Origin of the sequence: Acidovorax sp. JG5 (assembly GCF_017939685.1) — a bacterium.
Classification (GTDB): Bacteria; Pseudomonadota; Gammaproteobacteria; order Burkholderiales; family Burkholderiaceae_C; genus Acidovorax.
Genome location: NZ_JAGKSE010000013.1, coordinates 64066 through 79589, shown reverse-complemented (window position 1 = coordinate 79589; position 15524 = coordinate 64066). Strand labels below are relative to the sequence as shown.

13 protein-coding genes are annotated in these 15524 nt (G+C 66.2%); 9 read left to right on the top strand and 4 right to left on the bottom strand.

Translation table 11 applies throughout. The features are described 5' to 3' along the window. The first annotated feature begins 48 nt into the window (after positions 1–48). Entirely contained in the window at positions 49–2373 is a 2325-nt protein-coding gene (rnr, locus tag J8G26_RS13680; protein WP_087744775.1) for a ribonuclease R, read from the top strand. Positions 2374–2465: 92 nt separating this feature from the next. Here the strand turns inward: rnr and J8G26_RS13675 are convergent, their stop codons facing one another. Next, entirely contained in the window at positions 2466–3989 is a 1524-nt protein-coding gene (locus tag J8G26_RS13675; protein ID WP_087748212.1) for an NAD(P)H-hydrate dehydratase, read from the bottom strand. An 80-nt stretch (positions 3990–4069) separates the two neighbouring features. Continuing rightward, positions 4070–5014 carry a LysR family transcriptional regulator gene (locus tag J8G26_RS13670; RefSeq protein ID WP_232476496.1) on the bottom strand — a complete coding sequence of 315 codons (945 nt, stop codon included), beginning with the start codon at positions 5012–5014 and terminating at the stop codon, positions 4070–4072. A 110-nt stretch (positions 5015–5124) separates the two neighbouring features. On the opposite strand from J8G26_RS13670, the gene J8G26_RS13665 reads away from it, so the two are divergent. Then, on the top strand, positions 5125–6648 hold the full coding sequence (locus tag J8G26_RS13665) for a CoA-acylating methylmalonate-semialdehyde dehydrogenase (RefSeq protein WP_210569563.1): 1524 nt from the start codon (positions 5125–5127) through the stop codon (positions 6646–6648). Between the two features lie 55 nt (positions 6649–6703). On the opposite strand, the gene J8G26_RS13660 is transcribed toward J8G26_RS13665, so the two are convergent. Together J8G26_RS13660 and J8G26_RS13655 are read right to left on the bottom strand one after the other, a co-directional pair. After that, the gene (locus J8G26_RS13660) at positions 6704–7942 is read right to left on the bottom strand and encodes an FAD-dependent oxidoreductase (protein WP_210569561.1); all 1239 of its coding nucleotides are present in this window, start codon (positions 7940–7942) and stop codon (positions 6704–6706) included. Positions 7943–7994: 52 nt separating this feature from the next. Next, complete coding sequence (locus J8G26_RS13655; RefSeq protein ID WP_210569559.1) at positions 7995–9338, bottom strand: amidase; 1344 nt, start codon at positions 9336–9338, stop codon at positions 7995–7997. A 187-nt stretch (positions 9339–9525) separates the two neighbouring features. Here J8G26_RS13655 and rpsB point away from each other — a divergent pair, with 187 nt between their 5' ends. The 7 genes from rpsB to ispC all read left to right on the top strand — a co-directional run bounded on the left by rpsB (position 9526) and on the right by ispC (position 15506). Next, positions 9526–10278: a 30S ribosomal protein S2 gene (gene rpsB / locus J8G26_RS13650; RefSeq protein ID WP_087744785.1), complete on the top strand. Its 753-nt coding sequence runs from the start codon at positions 9526–9528 to the stop codon at positions 10276–10278. A gap of 106 nt (positions 10279–10384) precedes the next feature. After that, on the top strand, positions 10385–11308 hold the full coding sequence (tsf, locus tag J8G26_RS13645) for a translation elongation factor Ts (protein ID WP_087748214.1): 924 nt from the start codon (positions 10385–10387) through the stop codon (positions 11306–11308). Between the two features lie 55 nt (positions 11309–11363). Continuing rightward, on the top strand, positions 11364–12086 hold the full coding sequence (gene pyrH / locus J8G26_RS13640) for a UMP kinase (protein ID WP_087744788.1): 723 nt from the start codon (positions 11364–11366) through the stop codon (positions 12084–12086). A gap of 43 nt (positions 12087–12129) precedes the next feature. After that, complete coding sequence (frr, locus tag J8G26_RS13635; RefSeq protein WP_087744792.1) at positions 12130–12690, top strand: ribosome recycling factor; 561 nt, start codon at positions 12130–12132, stop codon at positions 12688–12690. A gap of 30 nt (positions 12691–12720) precedes the next feature. Further along, complete coding sequence (gene uppS / locus J8G26_RS13630; RefSeq protein WP_210569557.1) at positions 12721–13452, top strand: polyprenyl diphosphate synthase; 732 nt, start codon at positions 12721–12723, stop codon at positions 13450–13452. Between the two features lie 9 nt (positions 13453–13461). Then, positions 13462–14319, top strand: coding sequence for a phosphatidate cytidylyltransferase (locus tag J8G26_RS13625; RefSeq protein WP_210569555.1), 858 nt, complete (start codon positions 13462–13464; stop codon positions 14317–14319). After that, positions 14316–15506: a 1-deoxy-D-xylulose-5-phosphate reductoisomerase gene (gene ispC / locus J8G26_RS13620; protein WP_210569553.1), complete on the top strand. Its 1191-nt coding sequence runs from the start codon at positions 14316–14318 to the stop codon at positions 15504–15506. Before J8G26_RS13625 ends, ispC begins: the two co-directional genes overlap by 4 nt. Positions 15507–15524 lie beyond the last annotated feature (18 nt).

Sequence of the window (15524 nt, the reverse complement as noted above, 5' to 3'; positions counted from 1 at the left end):
AGTGCGTCTACCAATTCCGCCACCTGGGCATTTCAGGAAAGTCTAAGATTGTATATCAAAAAAATTACCCCCGACGCACCCGCTGCGCATCTGTCGGACGAAATTGAAGGCAGCGTACAGGGGCACCGCGACGGCCATGGATTCGTCATTCGCGATGACGGCGAAGGCGACATCTACATCCCCCCCAATGAAATGCGCGCAGTCCTGCACAAGGACCGTGTGCGTGTGCGCATCGTGCGCCAGGATCGCCGAGGCCGCCCCGAGGGGCGCGTGGTGGAAATCATCGAACGCCCGCCGCAGCCCCTGATCGGCCGACTGCTGCAGGAAAGCGGCGTCTGGCTGGTGGCGCCTGAAGACAAGCGCTACGGGCAGGACGTGCTGATCCCCAAGGGCGCCACCGGCGCGGCCAAGCCAGGGCAGGTGGTGGTGGTCGAGCTGACCGAGCCCCCGGCGCTGTTTGGCCAGCCCGTGGGGCGCATCACCGAGGTGCTGGGCGAGGTGGACGACCCGGGCATGGAAATCGAAATTGCGGTGCGCAAATATGGCGTGCCGCATGAGTTTTCTGCCGAATGCCTGGCGCAGGCCAAGGAGCTGCCCGACAAGGTGCGCGCGCAGGACAAGCGCCAGCGCGTGGACCTGACCGATGTGCCCCTGGTCACCATCGACGGCGAAGACGCGCGCGACTTTGACGACGCCGTCTATTGCGAGCCCGCCAAGGTCGGCCGCTCCAAGGGCTGGCGCCTGCTGGTGGCCATTGCCGACGTGAGCCACTATGTGGAGACCGGCAGCGCCATCGACATCGACGCCTACGACCGCGCCACCAGTGTGTATTTCCCGCGCCGCGTGATCCCCATGCTGCCCGAGAAGCTGAGCAACGGCCTGTGCTCGCTCAACCCCGAGGTGGAGCGCCTGTGCATGGTCTGCGACATGCTGGTCACCGCCAAGGGCGAGGTGCAGGCCTACCAGTTCTACCCGGCCGTGATGTACAGCCACGCGCGCTTCACCTACACCGAGGTGGCGGCCATCCTGGCCAACACCCGTGGCCCCGAGGCCAGCAAACGCAAGGACCGGGTCAAGGACCTGATCAACCTGCACGACGTGTACCGTGCGCTGCTGGTGGCGCGCCGTGAGCGCGGCGCGGTGGATTTTGAAACCACCGAGACGCAAATCATCTGCGACGAGAACGGCCGCATTGAAAAGATCGTGCCGCGCACCCGCAACGATGCCCACAAGCTGATTGAGGAAGCCATGCTGGCGGCCAACGTGTGCAGCGCCGACTTCATCGCGCAGGGTGGCCAGCCAGGCCTGTTCCGTGTGCACGAAGGCCCTACGCCCGAGAAGCAGGAAATTCTGCGCGGTTACCTCAAGGCCATGGCGGTGGGCATGACGATTGGCGACAACCCCCATCCGTCGGAGTTCCAGGCGATTGCCGAGGCCACCAAAGACCGGCCCGACGCGCAGCAGATCCACACCATGCTGCTGCGCTCCATGCAGCAGGCCATCTACACGCCCGTCAACAGCGGTCACTTCGGCCTGGCATTCGATGCCTACACGCACTTCACCAGCCCGATCCGGCGCTACCCCGACCTGCTGGTGCACCGTGTCATCAAGGCCATTCTGGGCAAGAGCAAATACAAGCTGCCCGCGCTGCCCACCCCGGGCGAGGCCCATGCCAAGCTGGCCAAGCGCCTGGCGGCCCGCGTGGCGGCGCCGGGCACCAAGCCGCGCAAGGATGTGCCGCCCCCCAGCCGCGATACGCAGGCCTGGGAGGCCGCCGGCCTGCACTGCAGCGCCAACGAGCGCCGCGCCGACGAGGCCAGCCGCGATGTCGAGGCCTGGCTCAAGTGCAAATACATGCGCGAGCATCTGGGCGAGGAATACAGCGGCGTGGTCAGCGCGGCCACCAGCTTCGGCATTTTCGTGACGCTGGATGCGATGTACGTCGAAGGCCTGGTGCACATCACCGAGCTGGGCGGCGAATACTTCAAGTTCGACGAAGCGCGCCAGGAGCTGCGCGGTGAACGCACGGGTATCCGTTATTCGATTGGCACGCGGGTGCGCGTGCAGGTCAGCCGCGTGGACCTGGATGGACGCAAGATCGATTTCCGCCTGATCCGCGAGGGTGAGGAACTGCTGGGCCGCGCACTCAAGGACAAGGGCGTGGCGCCGCAATCGGATGGCGCGCGCAAGGCGGGTGGCCGTTCGGCGGGCCGCCAGCGCGCACCGGCACCTGAGTTGTCTGCCACCGAGCGCGCCTCGATGACGCGGGAGCAGGCCGCGCGCTCTCCGGCCAAGGCAAAGTCATCGGCCAAGAAGGCCGCCGCCAACGGCAACGCCGGCAAAAGCAAGGGCCGCAAGCCGCGCCGCAGTTGAGCCCAAGGCAGCCCACCGCGCGGCAGCGGTGTCCGGTTTGCTCTTTTTATGATAGCTGCTAGCGCTTTATGGATAAGCGCTAGCGGGCTTTTTTATGCATAACTTTCGGTGATGTGCCGCGCCAGGGCGCTGGCTGTCAGCGTGCGCCCCGCAGGCCAGTGGTCAGCGGCAAGGCCGTGGATGTACACGGCTTCTAATGCTGCGCGCCGGGCTTCGACGCCCGCTGCCAGGCGCGCACCCACCATGCCCGCCAGCACGTCGCCGGTGCCCGCCGTGGCGAGCCGTGCGTTGCCGGTGGGGTTGATGGTTGGAGGGTGCCCCGGTGCTGCGGTCACGGTGCCCGATCCCTTGAGCACAGCCACGCACTGGAACTGCTCTGTCAGTTGCTGCGCTGCATGGAGCCGGTGGGCCTGCACCTCGGCGGCGGACAGGCACAGCAGCCGAGCCGCTTCGAGCGGGTGCGGTGTCAGCACCGTGGGCAGCCCCCGCGCGGCGCGTGACGCGACACCGGCGCGCAGCGCGGCATCGGCGGCCACGGCGTTGAGCGCATCGGCGTCCAGCACCAGCCGGGCGGCTTTTTCCAGCACGGCGGGCAGCACCGCGCGCACGGCTTCGCCACCGCCACAGCCGCACACCACCGTGAGCTGTTCCAGCGCCAGCGCGTCAAAGCGGCGAAACATCAACTCGGGCTGCGTCCCATCCAGCGCCATCTGGCCATCGTCAAGCAAGGCCACCAGCACCCGGCCCGCGCCGGCGTGCAATGCGGCAGATGCCGCCAGCAGCGCAGCGCCCGTCATGCCCAGGCCGCGCGCCGCCAGGCCTTCGCCACCTACAACCGCCACGTCGCCATAGCTGCCCTTGTGGCTGGCGTGGTTGCGCGGTGCGGGCAGGGCGGGGCCGGCCAGCCATGCACTGGGGGGCTCTGGTTGCTGAGATACGCCCAGATCATCCAGCCAGACGCTGCCGGCCGCGTCGCGCCCAGCCGCCGTGAACAGGCCGGGCTTGAGCGTGAGCAGGCTGAGCGTGTGGCGTGGTTTGTGCGTATTGCGGGATGCGGGCGGTGCCGGCAATGCGAAACCTGCAGCGAACTGGCCCGTGTCCGCATCCAGGCCCGAGGGCAGATCGACGGCCAGCACGGGCGCCGGGTTGTGCTGCAAGGCCGCCAGCAGGGCCAGCATCCGGCTGTCGGGCGCCCGCGTGGTTGTGGAGGTGACGCCAATCCCCAACAGGGCATCGATGCACAGGTCGGCGGCGGTCATGCCGGGGGGCGCTGCGTCGGCCCAGGTCACGCCTGCGACCTGTGCGCGCTGCCATGATTGGCGGGCGTCAGCGGGCGCGTGCTCGGGGGTGCCGAGCCAGGTCACCACCACCCGCCGTCCATTGCGCTGCAGGTGCATGGCCGCCTCCAGCCCATCGCCGCCGTTGTTGCCGGGGCCGCAGGCAATCCACACGGTGCGGGCATGGGGAGCCAGCGCCCGTGCCAGCCGAGCCACCGCCAGGCCGGCGCGCTGCATGAGGGTGTGCGGCGCCAGGGCTGCCGCGGCCTGTTGCTCCAGGCGCCGGGTGGCTGCCGTGTTGAACAGGGGGTGCGGCTGCTGGGGTGTGATGAGGTGCATGGCAGTTTTTTCCATGGGGGCGTCAATCAGAAAGCATTGTCTATTGTGGGCTGTCAACGGTGCGGCGAGCCATTGCTGCGTCAGGCCCTGAATCCGGGCGCAAAAGCCTCCCGCAGCCATTCCACGAAAACCGCCACCGCGCGCGGCACATGGGCCGAGTAGGGGCGGATTGCATGGATGGTCTCGCTGAAGGTGCCCACGGGCCGCCAATCCGGCAGCACTTCCACCAGTTTCCCGGCCTGCAGCGCCGCCTGCGCGCTGAAGTCGGGCACCAGCGCAATGCCCAGGCCCGCCAGTGCCGCATCGCGCAGGGCCTCGCTGTTGTTGGCGGCCAGCGGGCCGGTGACGGGCACGGTCATGCGTGGGGAGTTGCCCGGCACCACGGGCTCGAAGGTCCACGCCGGGGCTTCCTGGGTGCGGGGGTAGTGCAGGCAGTCGTGCAGGCGCAGGTCGTCGGGCGTTTGGGGCATGCCGGTGCGGCGCAGGTAGGCGCGGTTGGCTACCAGCACGGACCGCGTGGTGCACAGCAGCCAGGCCACATGGGTGTCGGGTGCCACGGCCGTGTGGCGGATGGCCAGGTCCAGGCCTTCGAGGGTGAGCGAGCGCAGCTTGTCCGACAGGTCCAGCTCCAGCCGCACCTCCGGGTAGGCGCGCAAGAACGCGGGCAGCCGGGGCACCAGTTGCTGGCGTGCCAGCGCCACGGGGGCGGTCACGCGCAGGCGGCCGTGGGGCACACCGGCGCGGTCGCGCACGCCGGCAAAGCTCTCGGCGATGCGCTCGAAGGCGCCGCGCGTGTCGTCCACCAGTTGCCGCCCCGCCTCGGTCAGGCCCACGCTGCGCGTGGTGCGCCGCACCAGCGGCACGCCTGCCGCGCGCTCCAGCTCGGCAATGTGCTGGCTCATGGCCGCCTTGCTCACGCCCAGGCGCGCCGCCGCGCCGGTGTAGCTGCCCTGTTCGCCCAGCACCACCAGCCAGTGCAGGTGGGACCAGAGGGCTTCTGGGTGGATGGGGTTCGTCGATTTCATGCCGCTATTGTTCACCATGATGAACAATCAATTCACGGCGGCGGTCTTGGCGGGACGCGGCGCGGCTTCTAGACTGCGGGGCACTTTCCACTGATTTTTAAGAGGTTTGCATGACCACCGCCACCCAGTCGACCCCCATTGGCCACTACATCCAGGGCCAGCGCGCCGCAGGCACCAGCACCCGCAGCCAGGACGTGACCAATCCCGCCACGGGCGCAGTGACGGGCCGCGTGGCGTTGGCCAACCGCGCCGATGTGGATGCGGCCGTGGCGGCTGCGCAGGCGGCTTTCCCCACCTGGGCCGACACGCCACCCATCCGCCGCGCCCGCGTGCTGTTCAGGTTTCTGGAGCTGGTCAACCAGCACAAGGACGCGCTGGCCCACGCCATCACGGCCGAGCATGGCAAGGTGTTCACCGACGCGCAGGGCGAAGTGGCGCGCGGCATCGACATCATCGAGTTTGCCTGCGGCATTCCGCAGTTGCTCAAGGGCGATTTCACCGACCAGGTCAGCACGGGCATCGACAACTGGACGCTGCGCCAGCCCCTCGGTGTGGTGGCGGGCATCACGCCGTTCAACTTCCCGGTCATGGTGCCCATGTGGATGTTTCCGGTGGCCATTGCTGCCGGCAACACCTTCGTGCTCAAGCCCAGCCCGACCGATCCCACGGCCTCGCTGCTGATGGCCGACCTGTTCCAGCAGGCAGGGCTGCCCGATGGCGTGTTCAACGTGGTGCAGGGTGACAAGGAGGCTGTGGACGCGCTCATCGAGCACCCTGACGTGAAGGCCATCAGCTTTGTGGGTTCGACCCCCATCGCCAACTATATTTACGAAACCGGTGCCCGCCACGGCAAGCGCGTGCAGGCCCTGGGCGGCGCCAAGAACCACATGGTCGTCATGCCCGACGCCGACATCGACCAGGCCGTGGACGCGCTGATTGGCGCAGGCTACGGCTCGGCCGGCGAGCGCTGCATGGCCATCAGCGTGGCCGTGCTGGTGGGCGATGCGGCCGACCAACTGGTGCCCAAGCTCATCGAGCGCACCCGGGCCCTCAAGGTGCTCAACGGCACCAACCTGGCGGCCGAGATGGGGCCCATCGTGACCCGCGCGGCCCACGAGCGCATCTCGGGCTACATCGATCTGGGCGTGAATGAGGGCGCGCAGCTGCTGGTGGATGGCCGTGGCTTTGACGGCAAGCAGGCCGGCGAAGGCTGCGAAGGCGGTTTCTGGCTGGGCGGCACGCTGTTTGACCATGTCACGCCCGCCATGCGCATCTACAAGGAAGAGATTTTCGGCCCCGTGCTGGCAGTGGTGCGCGCCAAGGATTTCGGTGAAGCGGTGAAACTGGTCAATGACCATGAGTTCGGCAACGGCGTGGCCTGCTTCACGCGCGACGGCAACGTGGCCCGCGAGTTTGGCCGCCGCATCCAGGCCGGCATGGTCGGTATCAACGTGCCGATTCCCGTGCCCATGGCCTGGCACGGCTTTGGCGGCTGGAAGCGCAGCCTGTTTGGCGACATGCACGCCTACGGTGAAGAAGGCGTGCGTTTTTACACCAAGCAAAAAAGCATCATGCAGCGCTGGCCGGAGAGCACGCCCAAGGGCGCCGAGTTTGTGATGCCGACGGCGAAGTGAGGCGAGTCGGCTTGTTCGAACAAAAGGGGCTGCCAGCCCCTTTTTTTGCGGGGGTTCAGAAGCGCTGAATCCCCAGCCCGTCCAGACTGACATCGGGGCTGCGCTGGCCGATCAGGTCGGCCACGGCGCGGGCGCAGCCGCTGGCCAGCGCCCACCCGCCCGCGCCATGCCCGGTGTTGAGCCACAGCCCGGGCACACCGCTGGCGCCCACCACGGGCGCGCCATCGGGCAGCGTGGGGCGTGCGCCGCGCCACACCTGCAGCCCGGAGGACAGCAGGGCGCCGCCCGGAAACCATTCGTTCATGCGGAGGTAGAGCTGCTGCAGCGTGGGGGCGTGGTGCGCGGCACCTTGCCCGCCCAGTTCGGCACCGCCGGCAATGCGCACGCGCTGGCCCAGGCGGGTGATGGTGATCTGGTGCTGGCTGTCCACCACGCTGGCCACGGGTGCATGCAGCGCCTCGCGCAGCGGTGCGCTGATGCAATAGCCATGCACGGCCGCCAACGGCAGGCGCAAGCCCAGCGGGCGCAGCAGGGCGGCCGATGCCATGCCGGCGCACAGCACGATGGCGTCAAAGGGCCGCGTGCCGCTTTCGCCATGCACCTGCACGCCCATGGGCCGGGATGCCAGCCGGGTCACGCGGGTGCCAAAAGCAAACTCCACGCCGCCGGCTTGCGTGCCCTGGCGCAGCAGTTGTGCGAACAGCCGGCAGTTGCCCGCCATGGCGTCGGGCAGGTGCAGCGCCCCTGCCAGCGGGGTTTCGGGGCACAGGCCGGGCTCGATCTGGCGTGCGGCGTCGGCATCGACCTCGCGCAGCGCAACACCGGCGTCGCGCAACAACTGCAGGGCGGGTTGCCACCGGGCCTGTTCTTGCGGGGTGCGCAGCAAAATGAGCCGGCCCTGGTTGCTTTCAAAGTCCAGCGCGTGCTCGGTTGCGATCTGCAGCAGGCGCTGCTGGCTGTAGCGGGCCAGGCCCTCCAGCGCCGCCAGCTGCGCGGCTTGCGCGCCGCGCCGTGCTGCGCGCCGCCAGCGCCACAGCCATGCCAGGTCGGCCCCCTTGACGCCTTGGGCCAGCCGCAGCGTGGCGCGCCGGCCCATGAGCTTCAGCGGCGTGCCCAGGCCGGGCGTGGACCAGGGTGTGAGCAGGTGCGGCGCCAGCAGGCCGGCGTTGGCAAAGCTGGCTTCTTCGGCGACGGCGTTGCGCTGTTCCAGCACGGTGACCTCGTGGCCGTCGCGGGCCAGCTCGTATGCGGTGGACACGCCGACAATGCCGGCGCCCACGATGGCGATCTTCATGAGTTAGAGTGTTTTTGGCTTCTAGCGCTTGATGGTAAAGCGCTGGTAGCTATTATTTTTGTAGTATTTGCTCGATCTGCAGGCCCACGTTGAGCACCGCTTCGTCGTGCAGGGCAGCGTGCCAGACCATCAGCCCGACCGGGAGTTCCCCGGCCACATGGCAGGGCAGCGACAGGGTGCAGCCATCGAGCATGTTCACCACGCTGGTGTTGCGCAGCAGCAGGGCGTTGACGCGAAAGAACTCGGCGTCGCGTTCGGCGCCGGGCGCCACATCGGCGATGGGGGGCGCCACCAGGGGCACCGTGGGCGAGAGCAGGGCGTCGTAGGGGGCCAGAGCGGCTTCCATGCGGGCTATCCAGTGCTGGCGCGCGTGCAGCAGATCAATGTAGTCAGCGGCCACCATGGTGGCGCCGCGCTCGATCCGGCTGCGCACCCGCGGGTCGTATTGCGGGGCGCGCCTGGCCAGCAGGGGGCGGTGCCAGGCGTGGCTTTCTGCGGCCGACAGGCTGCCGCTGGCCTGCATCGGCCCCAGTTCTGCCGTCAGTGGTAGTGCAATCTCTTCAATGTGCGCGCCCGCGCGGCGCAAAGTGTCCAGCGTGCGGGCGAACGCCCGGGCCACGGTGGCATCAAGGCCGTCGAGAAAGGTGGTGGAGGGCACGGCCAGGCGCCAAAAGCGCAGCGGCGCGGGGCTGCGCGTGACGCGCCGTGCGGCCAGCACCTCGTGCACCACGATGGCGTCGCGCACGCTGCGCGTCAGGGCGCAGGCCGTGTCCAGCGTGGTGGAAAGCGGAAGGGCGCCCGTCGTCGGGACGAGGCGGGCCGTGCTTTTGAAACCCACAATGCCATTGAGCGCGGCCGGGATGCGGATGGAGCCGCCCGTGTCCGAGCCCAGCCCCACAAAGGCGGCACCGGTGGCCACGGAAACGCCCGCACCCGACGACGAGCCGCCGGGAATTCGCGGCGCGCCCGGCAGCGCACCAAAGCGCCCATCCCAGGCTGCGGGCGTGCCGAAATGCGGGTTCACGCCCACGCCCGAAAAAGCAAACTCCACCATGTTCGTGCGGCCGATGACCGTGCCACCAGCCGTCCGCAGGCGGGCGACGGCGGGGCAGTCCTGCAGTGCTGGCGCTGCGTCGGCCAGCGCCGTGGAGCCGGCGGCGGTGGGCTGGCCCGCGATGTCAAAAAGGTCCTTGACCGACACCGAAAGCCCCGCCAGCGGTAGCCGGCTGGGATCGTTTTGCGCCACCGTGGTGCGCGCCGCCTCGGGCATAAGGCGCACAAAGGCGTGATCGCAGGCGGCAGACTGCGCCACTGCCAGGCATTGCTCCAGTTCGGCGGGGGCGGTGCTGGTGCCGTCCTCCAGGCGCTGGCGGGTGGTGGTCAGGTCAAAAAGCATGGCTGTGCTAGAATCTTTGGGTTTTGCTGAGAGTAGCAGCGTGTGCGATGCCGCAAGGTGGCGTGGGCGCGGCGAAGGCGGCAAGACCAATCGCAAACCAGCCCTGTCAAGGTGTTGCGTCTTCGTGCAAAGCACGGCGGCGCAAGTATTGGGGCTGGATTTTAGACCCAACCTTTGGAGTATTTTTATGTCCGTTACCATGCGCGAAATGCTGGAAGCCGGTGTCCACTTCGGTCACCAAACCCGCTTCTGGAACCCCAAGATGGCCCCCTACATCTTCGGCCATCGCAACAAGATTCACATCATCAACCTGGAAAAGTCGCTGCCACTGTTCCAGGAAGCCCAGAAGTTCGCCAAGCAACTGGCTGCCAACCGCGGCACCATCCTGATGGTCGGCACGAAGCGCCAGGCCCGCGAAATCCTGTCCACCGAAGCGCTGCGCGCTGGCGTGCCTTTCGTCGACCAGCGCTGGCTGGGCGGCATGCTGACCAACTTCAAGACCGTCAAGACCTCGATCAAGCGCCTGAAGGACATGAAGGCCCAGCTCGAAACCGGCCTTGATAGCCTGAGCAAGAAAGAGCAGCTGACGTTCAGCCGCGAAATCGCCAAGCTCGAAAAGGACATCGGCGGCATCCAGGACATGGCTGCCCTGCCCGACGCCATCTTCATCATCGACGTGGGTTTCCACAAGATCGCCGTGGCCGAAGCCAAGAAGCTGGGCATTCCGCTGATCGGTGTGGTCGATACCAACCACTCGCCTGAAGGCATCGACTACGTGATCCCTGGCAACGACGACTCGGCCAAGGCCGTGACGCTGTACGCCCGTGGCATCGCCGATGCGATCATCGAAGGCCGTGCAAACGCCGTGAACGAAGTGGTCAAGGCGGTGGCTCCTGAAGGCAGCGACGAATTCGTGGAAGTGCAAGAGTCCGCTGCCTGAAGTCCCGGCTGCGCGATGTATCGCGGATAAAAGCGGGGCCCCTGGTGAGCCCCCTTTTTTTTAGCCCGAATCTGAACTGACTGAACTGAATATTGAAGGAACAATGATGGCTGCAATTACCGCAAGCATGGTCGCTGAACTGCGCGGCAAGACCGACGCTCCCATGATGGAATGCAAGAAGGCGCTGACCGAAGCTGATGGCGACATGGCCAAGGCCGAAGAGCTGCTGCGCGTCAAGCTTGGCACCAAGGCCGGCAAGGCTGCATCGCGCATCACCGCTGAAGGCGTGGTGGCGAGCTACATCGACGGCACCACGGGCGCCCTGGTGGAAGTCAACAGCGAAACCGACTTCGTGAGCAAGAACGACAGCTTCATGGCCCTGGCCAAGGCTGCCGCTGAGCTGGTTGCCAAGCACAACCCCGCCGACGTGGCTGCTCTGGGCGCGTTGCCTTACGAGCAAGATAGCTTTGGCCCCACGCTGGAAGACGTGCGCAAGGGTCTGATCGGCAAGATCGGCGAGAACATGTCGTTCCGCCGCTTCAAGTACTTTGGCGGCAGCAGCAAGCTGGCTTCCTACCTGCACGGCTCGCGCATCGGTGTGGTCGTCGAGTTCGAAGGCGACGAAGCCGCCGCCAAGGACGTGGCCATGCACATCGCTGCCATGAAGCCCGTGGCCCTGACCAGCGCTGAAGTGCCTGCCGAACTGATCGAAAAAGAGCGCTCGGTGGCGGCTGCCAAGGCGGCTGAAGACGCTGCCAAGGCCACGGCCGAAGGCAAGCCTGTGCAGTCCGATGAAATCGTTGCCAAGCGCATCGAAGGCGGCGTGCAGAAGTTCCTCAAGGAAGTCTCGCTGTTCAACCAGGCTTTCGTGAAGAACGACAAGCAGACCGTCGAGCAGATGCTCAAGGCCGCCGGCACCACAGTCAAGGGCTTCACCCTGTACGTGGTCGGCGAAGGCATTGAGAAAAAGGTGGACGACTTTGCTGCCGAAGTGGCTGCCCAGGTGGCTGCTGCCAAGGCTGCTGCCTGATCGTTTCCGCAATCCCCCCCCCCAAGTCCCGACACCATCACCGGAGAAATTTTCCATGACCCACGCTGCACCAGCCCACAAGCGCATTTTGCTCAAGCTGTCTGGTGAGGCGTTGATGGGGGATGACGCCTTTGGTATCAACCGCGCCACCATCGTGCGCATGGTCGAGGAGATCGCCGAAGTGACCCGCCTGGGCGTCCAGGTGGCGGTGGTGATCGGTGGGGGCAATATTTTCCGTGGCGTGGCGGGCGGCTCGGTCGGCATGGACCGGGCGACTGCCGACTACATGGGCATGCTGGCCACCGTGATGAACGCGCTGGCTTTGGCGGATGCCATGGACAAGCAGGGCCTGGTGGCCCGTGTGATGTCTGCCATTGCCATCGAGCAGGTCGTCGAGCCCTATGTGCGCCCCAAGGCGCTGCAGTATCTGGAAGAGGGTAAGGTCGTCGTTTTTGCGGCCGGAACGGGCAACCCGTTCTTCACCACCGACACCGCAGCAGCCCTGCGCGGGGCCGAGATTGGTGCCGAGGTGGTTCTCAAAGCCACCAAGGTGGACGGCGTTTATACTGCCGACCCCCATAAGGACCCCACGGCTACGCGCTACACCCAACTCAGTTTTGACGAAGCGATGTCACGCAACCTGGGCATCATGGACGCGACGGCCTTTGCCCTGTGCCGCGACCAGAAGTTGCCTGTGCGTGTGTTTTCCATCATCAAGCACGGAGCCCTGAAGCGGGTGGTCATGGGCGAAGACGAAGGCACGCTGGTGTATGCCTGACCACCAGGCCCCGCCTGCCGCCTGCCTGCCCTGAGGAGAAACAATGACGATTGCTGATATCAAGAAAAACGCCGAAACCAAGATGGACCAGTCCATCGCTGCGTTCAAGAACAACCTGCAGAAAATTCGCACCGGTCGTGCGAACCCGGCCCTGCTGGACACCGTGCAGGTCGAGTATTACGGCTCCTTTGTGCCGCTGAGCCAGGTGGCCAACGTGGCATTGATCGATTCGCGCACCATCAGCGTCCAGCCCTGGGAAAAGGGCATGGGCGCCAAGATCGAAAAAGCCATCCGCGAAAGCGACCTGGGCCTGAACCCTGCATCGATGGGCGACCTGATCCGCGTGCCCATGCCGCCCATGAGCGAAGAGCGCCGCAAGGAGATGACCAAGCTGGCGCGCAACGAAGGCGAAAGCGCCAAGATTGCCGTGCGCAACCTGCGCCGCGACGCCAACGAATCCGTCAAGAAGCTGGTCAAGGACAAGCTGGCGTCCGAAGACGACCAAAAGCGCGCCGAAGCTGAAGTGCAGAAGTTCACCGACAGGCACATCGCCGAGATCGATTCCCTGGTGGCGGGCAAAGAACAGGAAATCATGGCGGTCTGAGTCCCCCATCCACGGGTCTGATCGTTCTGCATGTCTGTACCACCGGTGGTGCCACACCACATTGCCATCGTCATGGATGGCAACGGCCGCTGGGCCACGCGCCGCTTTCTGCCGCGTCTGGCGGGCCACAAGCAAGGGGTTGATTCGCTGCGCCGCTGCGCCCGTGCCTGCGTGCAGCGCGGCGTGGCCGTGCTCACCGTCTTCGCGTTCTCGTCCGAAAACTGGAACCGTCCGGTCGATGAAGTCTCCGGCCTCATGGAGCTGCTGGCGATGGCGCTGGCGCGCGAAGTGCCGCAGCTGAAAAAAGACGGTGTGCGCCTGTACTTTGTGGGCGAGCGGACGGGCCTGTCGCCCAAGGTGCGCGAGGGCCTGGCGCGGGCGGAGGCCGCCACGGCGGAAAACACGCGCCTGGTGCTCAACGTGTGCTTCAACTACGGCGGCCGTTGGGATATCGCCCAGGCCGCCGCGTCGTTGGCGGCGCGCGGTGAGTCCATCACCGAGGCCAGCCTGCATGGTGCCATGGGTATGGCCCATGTGCCTGATCCAGATTTGGTGATCCGCACCGGGGGGGAAATGCGGATCAGCAATTTCCTGCTGTGGCAGGCCGCATACTCTGAGTTGTTCTTCAGCGACCGGTTGTGGCCGGATTTCGACGAGTCGGCACTGGACGAGGCGATTGCCGCCTTCAGTTGCCGCGAGCGCCGCTTTGGCAAAACTTCCGAACAGATCGTGTCCGTGCATCCTGCCCCGGTGCGCGGCTGAAAAGGCCCCATGCTTCTCCAGCGTGTCATCACCGCCCTTGTCCTGCTGGCTATCCTGCTGCCCGCGCTTTTTTATCCATCCACGGTGCCGTTCACGCTGGTCGTGTTGGTGCTCATGGCCGCTGGTGCGTGGGAGTGGGGGCGGTTGAGCGGCTATGGCCAGGCCGGCTCGCTGGCCGTGGGCGCCGCCTGCGTTGCCTTGTGTGCTGCGTCCTGGGCGCTGGGCTGGATTGACCGGCCCCTGACGGCCCTGTGGATTGTTGGTGGTGGCCTGTGGGTGCTGTGCGCGGCCTGGCTGCTGCGCGCCGGCGTGCCGGGCTGGGCGCGCATTCCTGCGGGCGTGCGTCTGGTGGCCGGTGTGCTGGCGCTGTGGCTGGCTTGGCTGGCCGTGGTGCAGGCGCGCCATCTGGGCGTCAATTTTCTGCTGTCGGTGCTGGTGCTGGTGTGGGTGGCCGATATCTTTGCCTATTTTGCTGGCCGTGCCTTTGGCTTGCGCTTCACCAAAACCAAGCTGGCGCCTTCCATCAGCCCGGGCAAGAGCTGGGAAGGGGTATGGGGCGCTCTGGCGGGCGTGATCGTGCTGGCATTTGCCTGGGTTGCCGCAGATGTCCACTGGCAGGCCACTGTGCCCAGTTTTTACAGCCGCCTGGCGCAGCAGGATGGGTGGTTGCTGGTGATTTCAGTTTTGTTCATGGTGGCCATGAGCGTGGCCGGTGACCTGGTGGAATCGCTGATCAAGCGCAGCGCGGGCGTGAAAGACAGCAGTGGCCTGCTGCCAGGGCATGGCGGTGTGCTGGACCGGGTGGATGCCTTGTTGCCCACGCTCCCTCTGGCCCTGATGCTGACCCGCCTGACAACCCCTCTATGAAACAACGACTCACTGTTTTGGGCTCTACCGGCTCCATTGGTACCAGCACGCTCGACGTGGTGGCGCGTCACCCCGACCGGTTTGAAGTGTTTGCCTTGAGCGCCGCCACCCAGGTGGACCTGATGCTGGCGCAGTGCGCACAGTTCAGGCCCCGCTTTGCGGTGATGGCCAGCGCGCCCCATGGCCGTCTGTTGGCCGAGAAAATCAAGGTAAATGGGCTTGAAACGACCGTCCTTCAATCGCCTGATGCTCTTGAAATAATAGCATCCAATGACGATGTGGATACGGTCATGGCGGCCATTGTCGGCTCTGCAGGGCTGGCGCCCTGCCTGGCGGCGGCCTGGGCCGGAAAGCGCTTGCTGCTGGCCAACAAGGAGGCGCTGGTGGTGGGCGGCGACGTGTTTCTGGACGCGGTGCGCGAAGGCGCGGCCACGTTGCTGCCGATCGACAGCGAGCATTCGGCCATTTTCCAGTCGCTGCCCGAAGATCCTGCCACCTGGAGCCAGCGGGTCGAGAAAATCATTCTGACCGCATCGGGCGGGCCGTTTCGCACCCGAACACCCGATTCGCTGCGCGACGTCACGCCAGAGCAGGCCTGTGCCCATCCCAACTGGAGCATGGGGCGCAAGATTTCAGTGGACTCGGCCACGATGATGAACAAGGCGCTGGAAGTGATTGAGGCGCGCTACCTGTTTGGCGTGGCTCCGTCGCAATTGGATGTGGTGATCCATCCGCAAAGCATCATCCACTCGATGGTGCAGTACCGGGACACATCGGTGGTGGCACAGTTGGGCACCCCGGACATGCGGGTGCCCATCGCCTATGGTCTGGCGTGGCCCGAGCGGGTCGAGTCGGGGGCCTCGGCGCTCAATTTTCATGCACTCTCGGCCATGACCTTCGAAGCCATCGACGACCATGGCCATCGCGACCGCTTTCCCGGATTGCAGCTGGCGTGGGATGCCCTGGCGGCTCCGCAGGGCACGACGGCGGTGCTGAACGCGGCCAACGAGGTAGCTGTGGCGGCGTTTCTGGAGCGCCGCATCCGGTTTGACCAGATTCACCACCTCAATCTTGCAACTTTGGAGGCGGTTTCGCCCTCCAATCCCGATTCGCTCAATGCCTTGCTGGCCCTGGATGCCCAGGCGCGCAGTGTGGCCGAGCAGGCCGCCGGCCGTCTGGCAGCCTGAATGCGGTTAATTCACGGA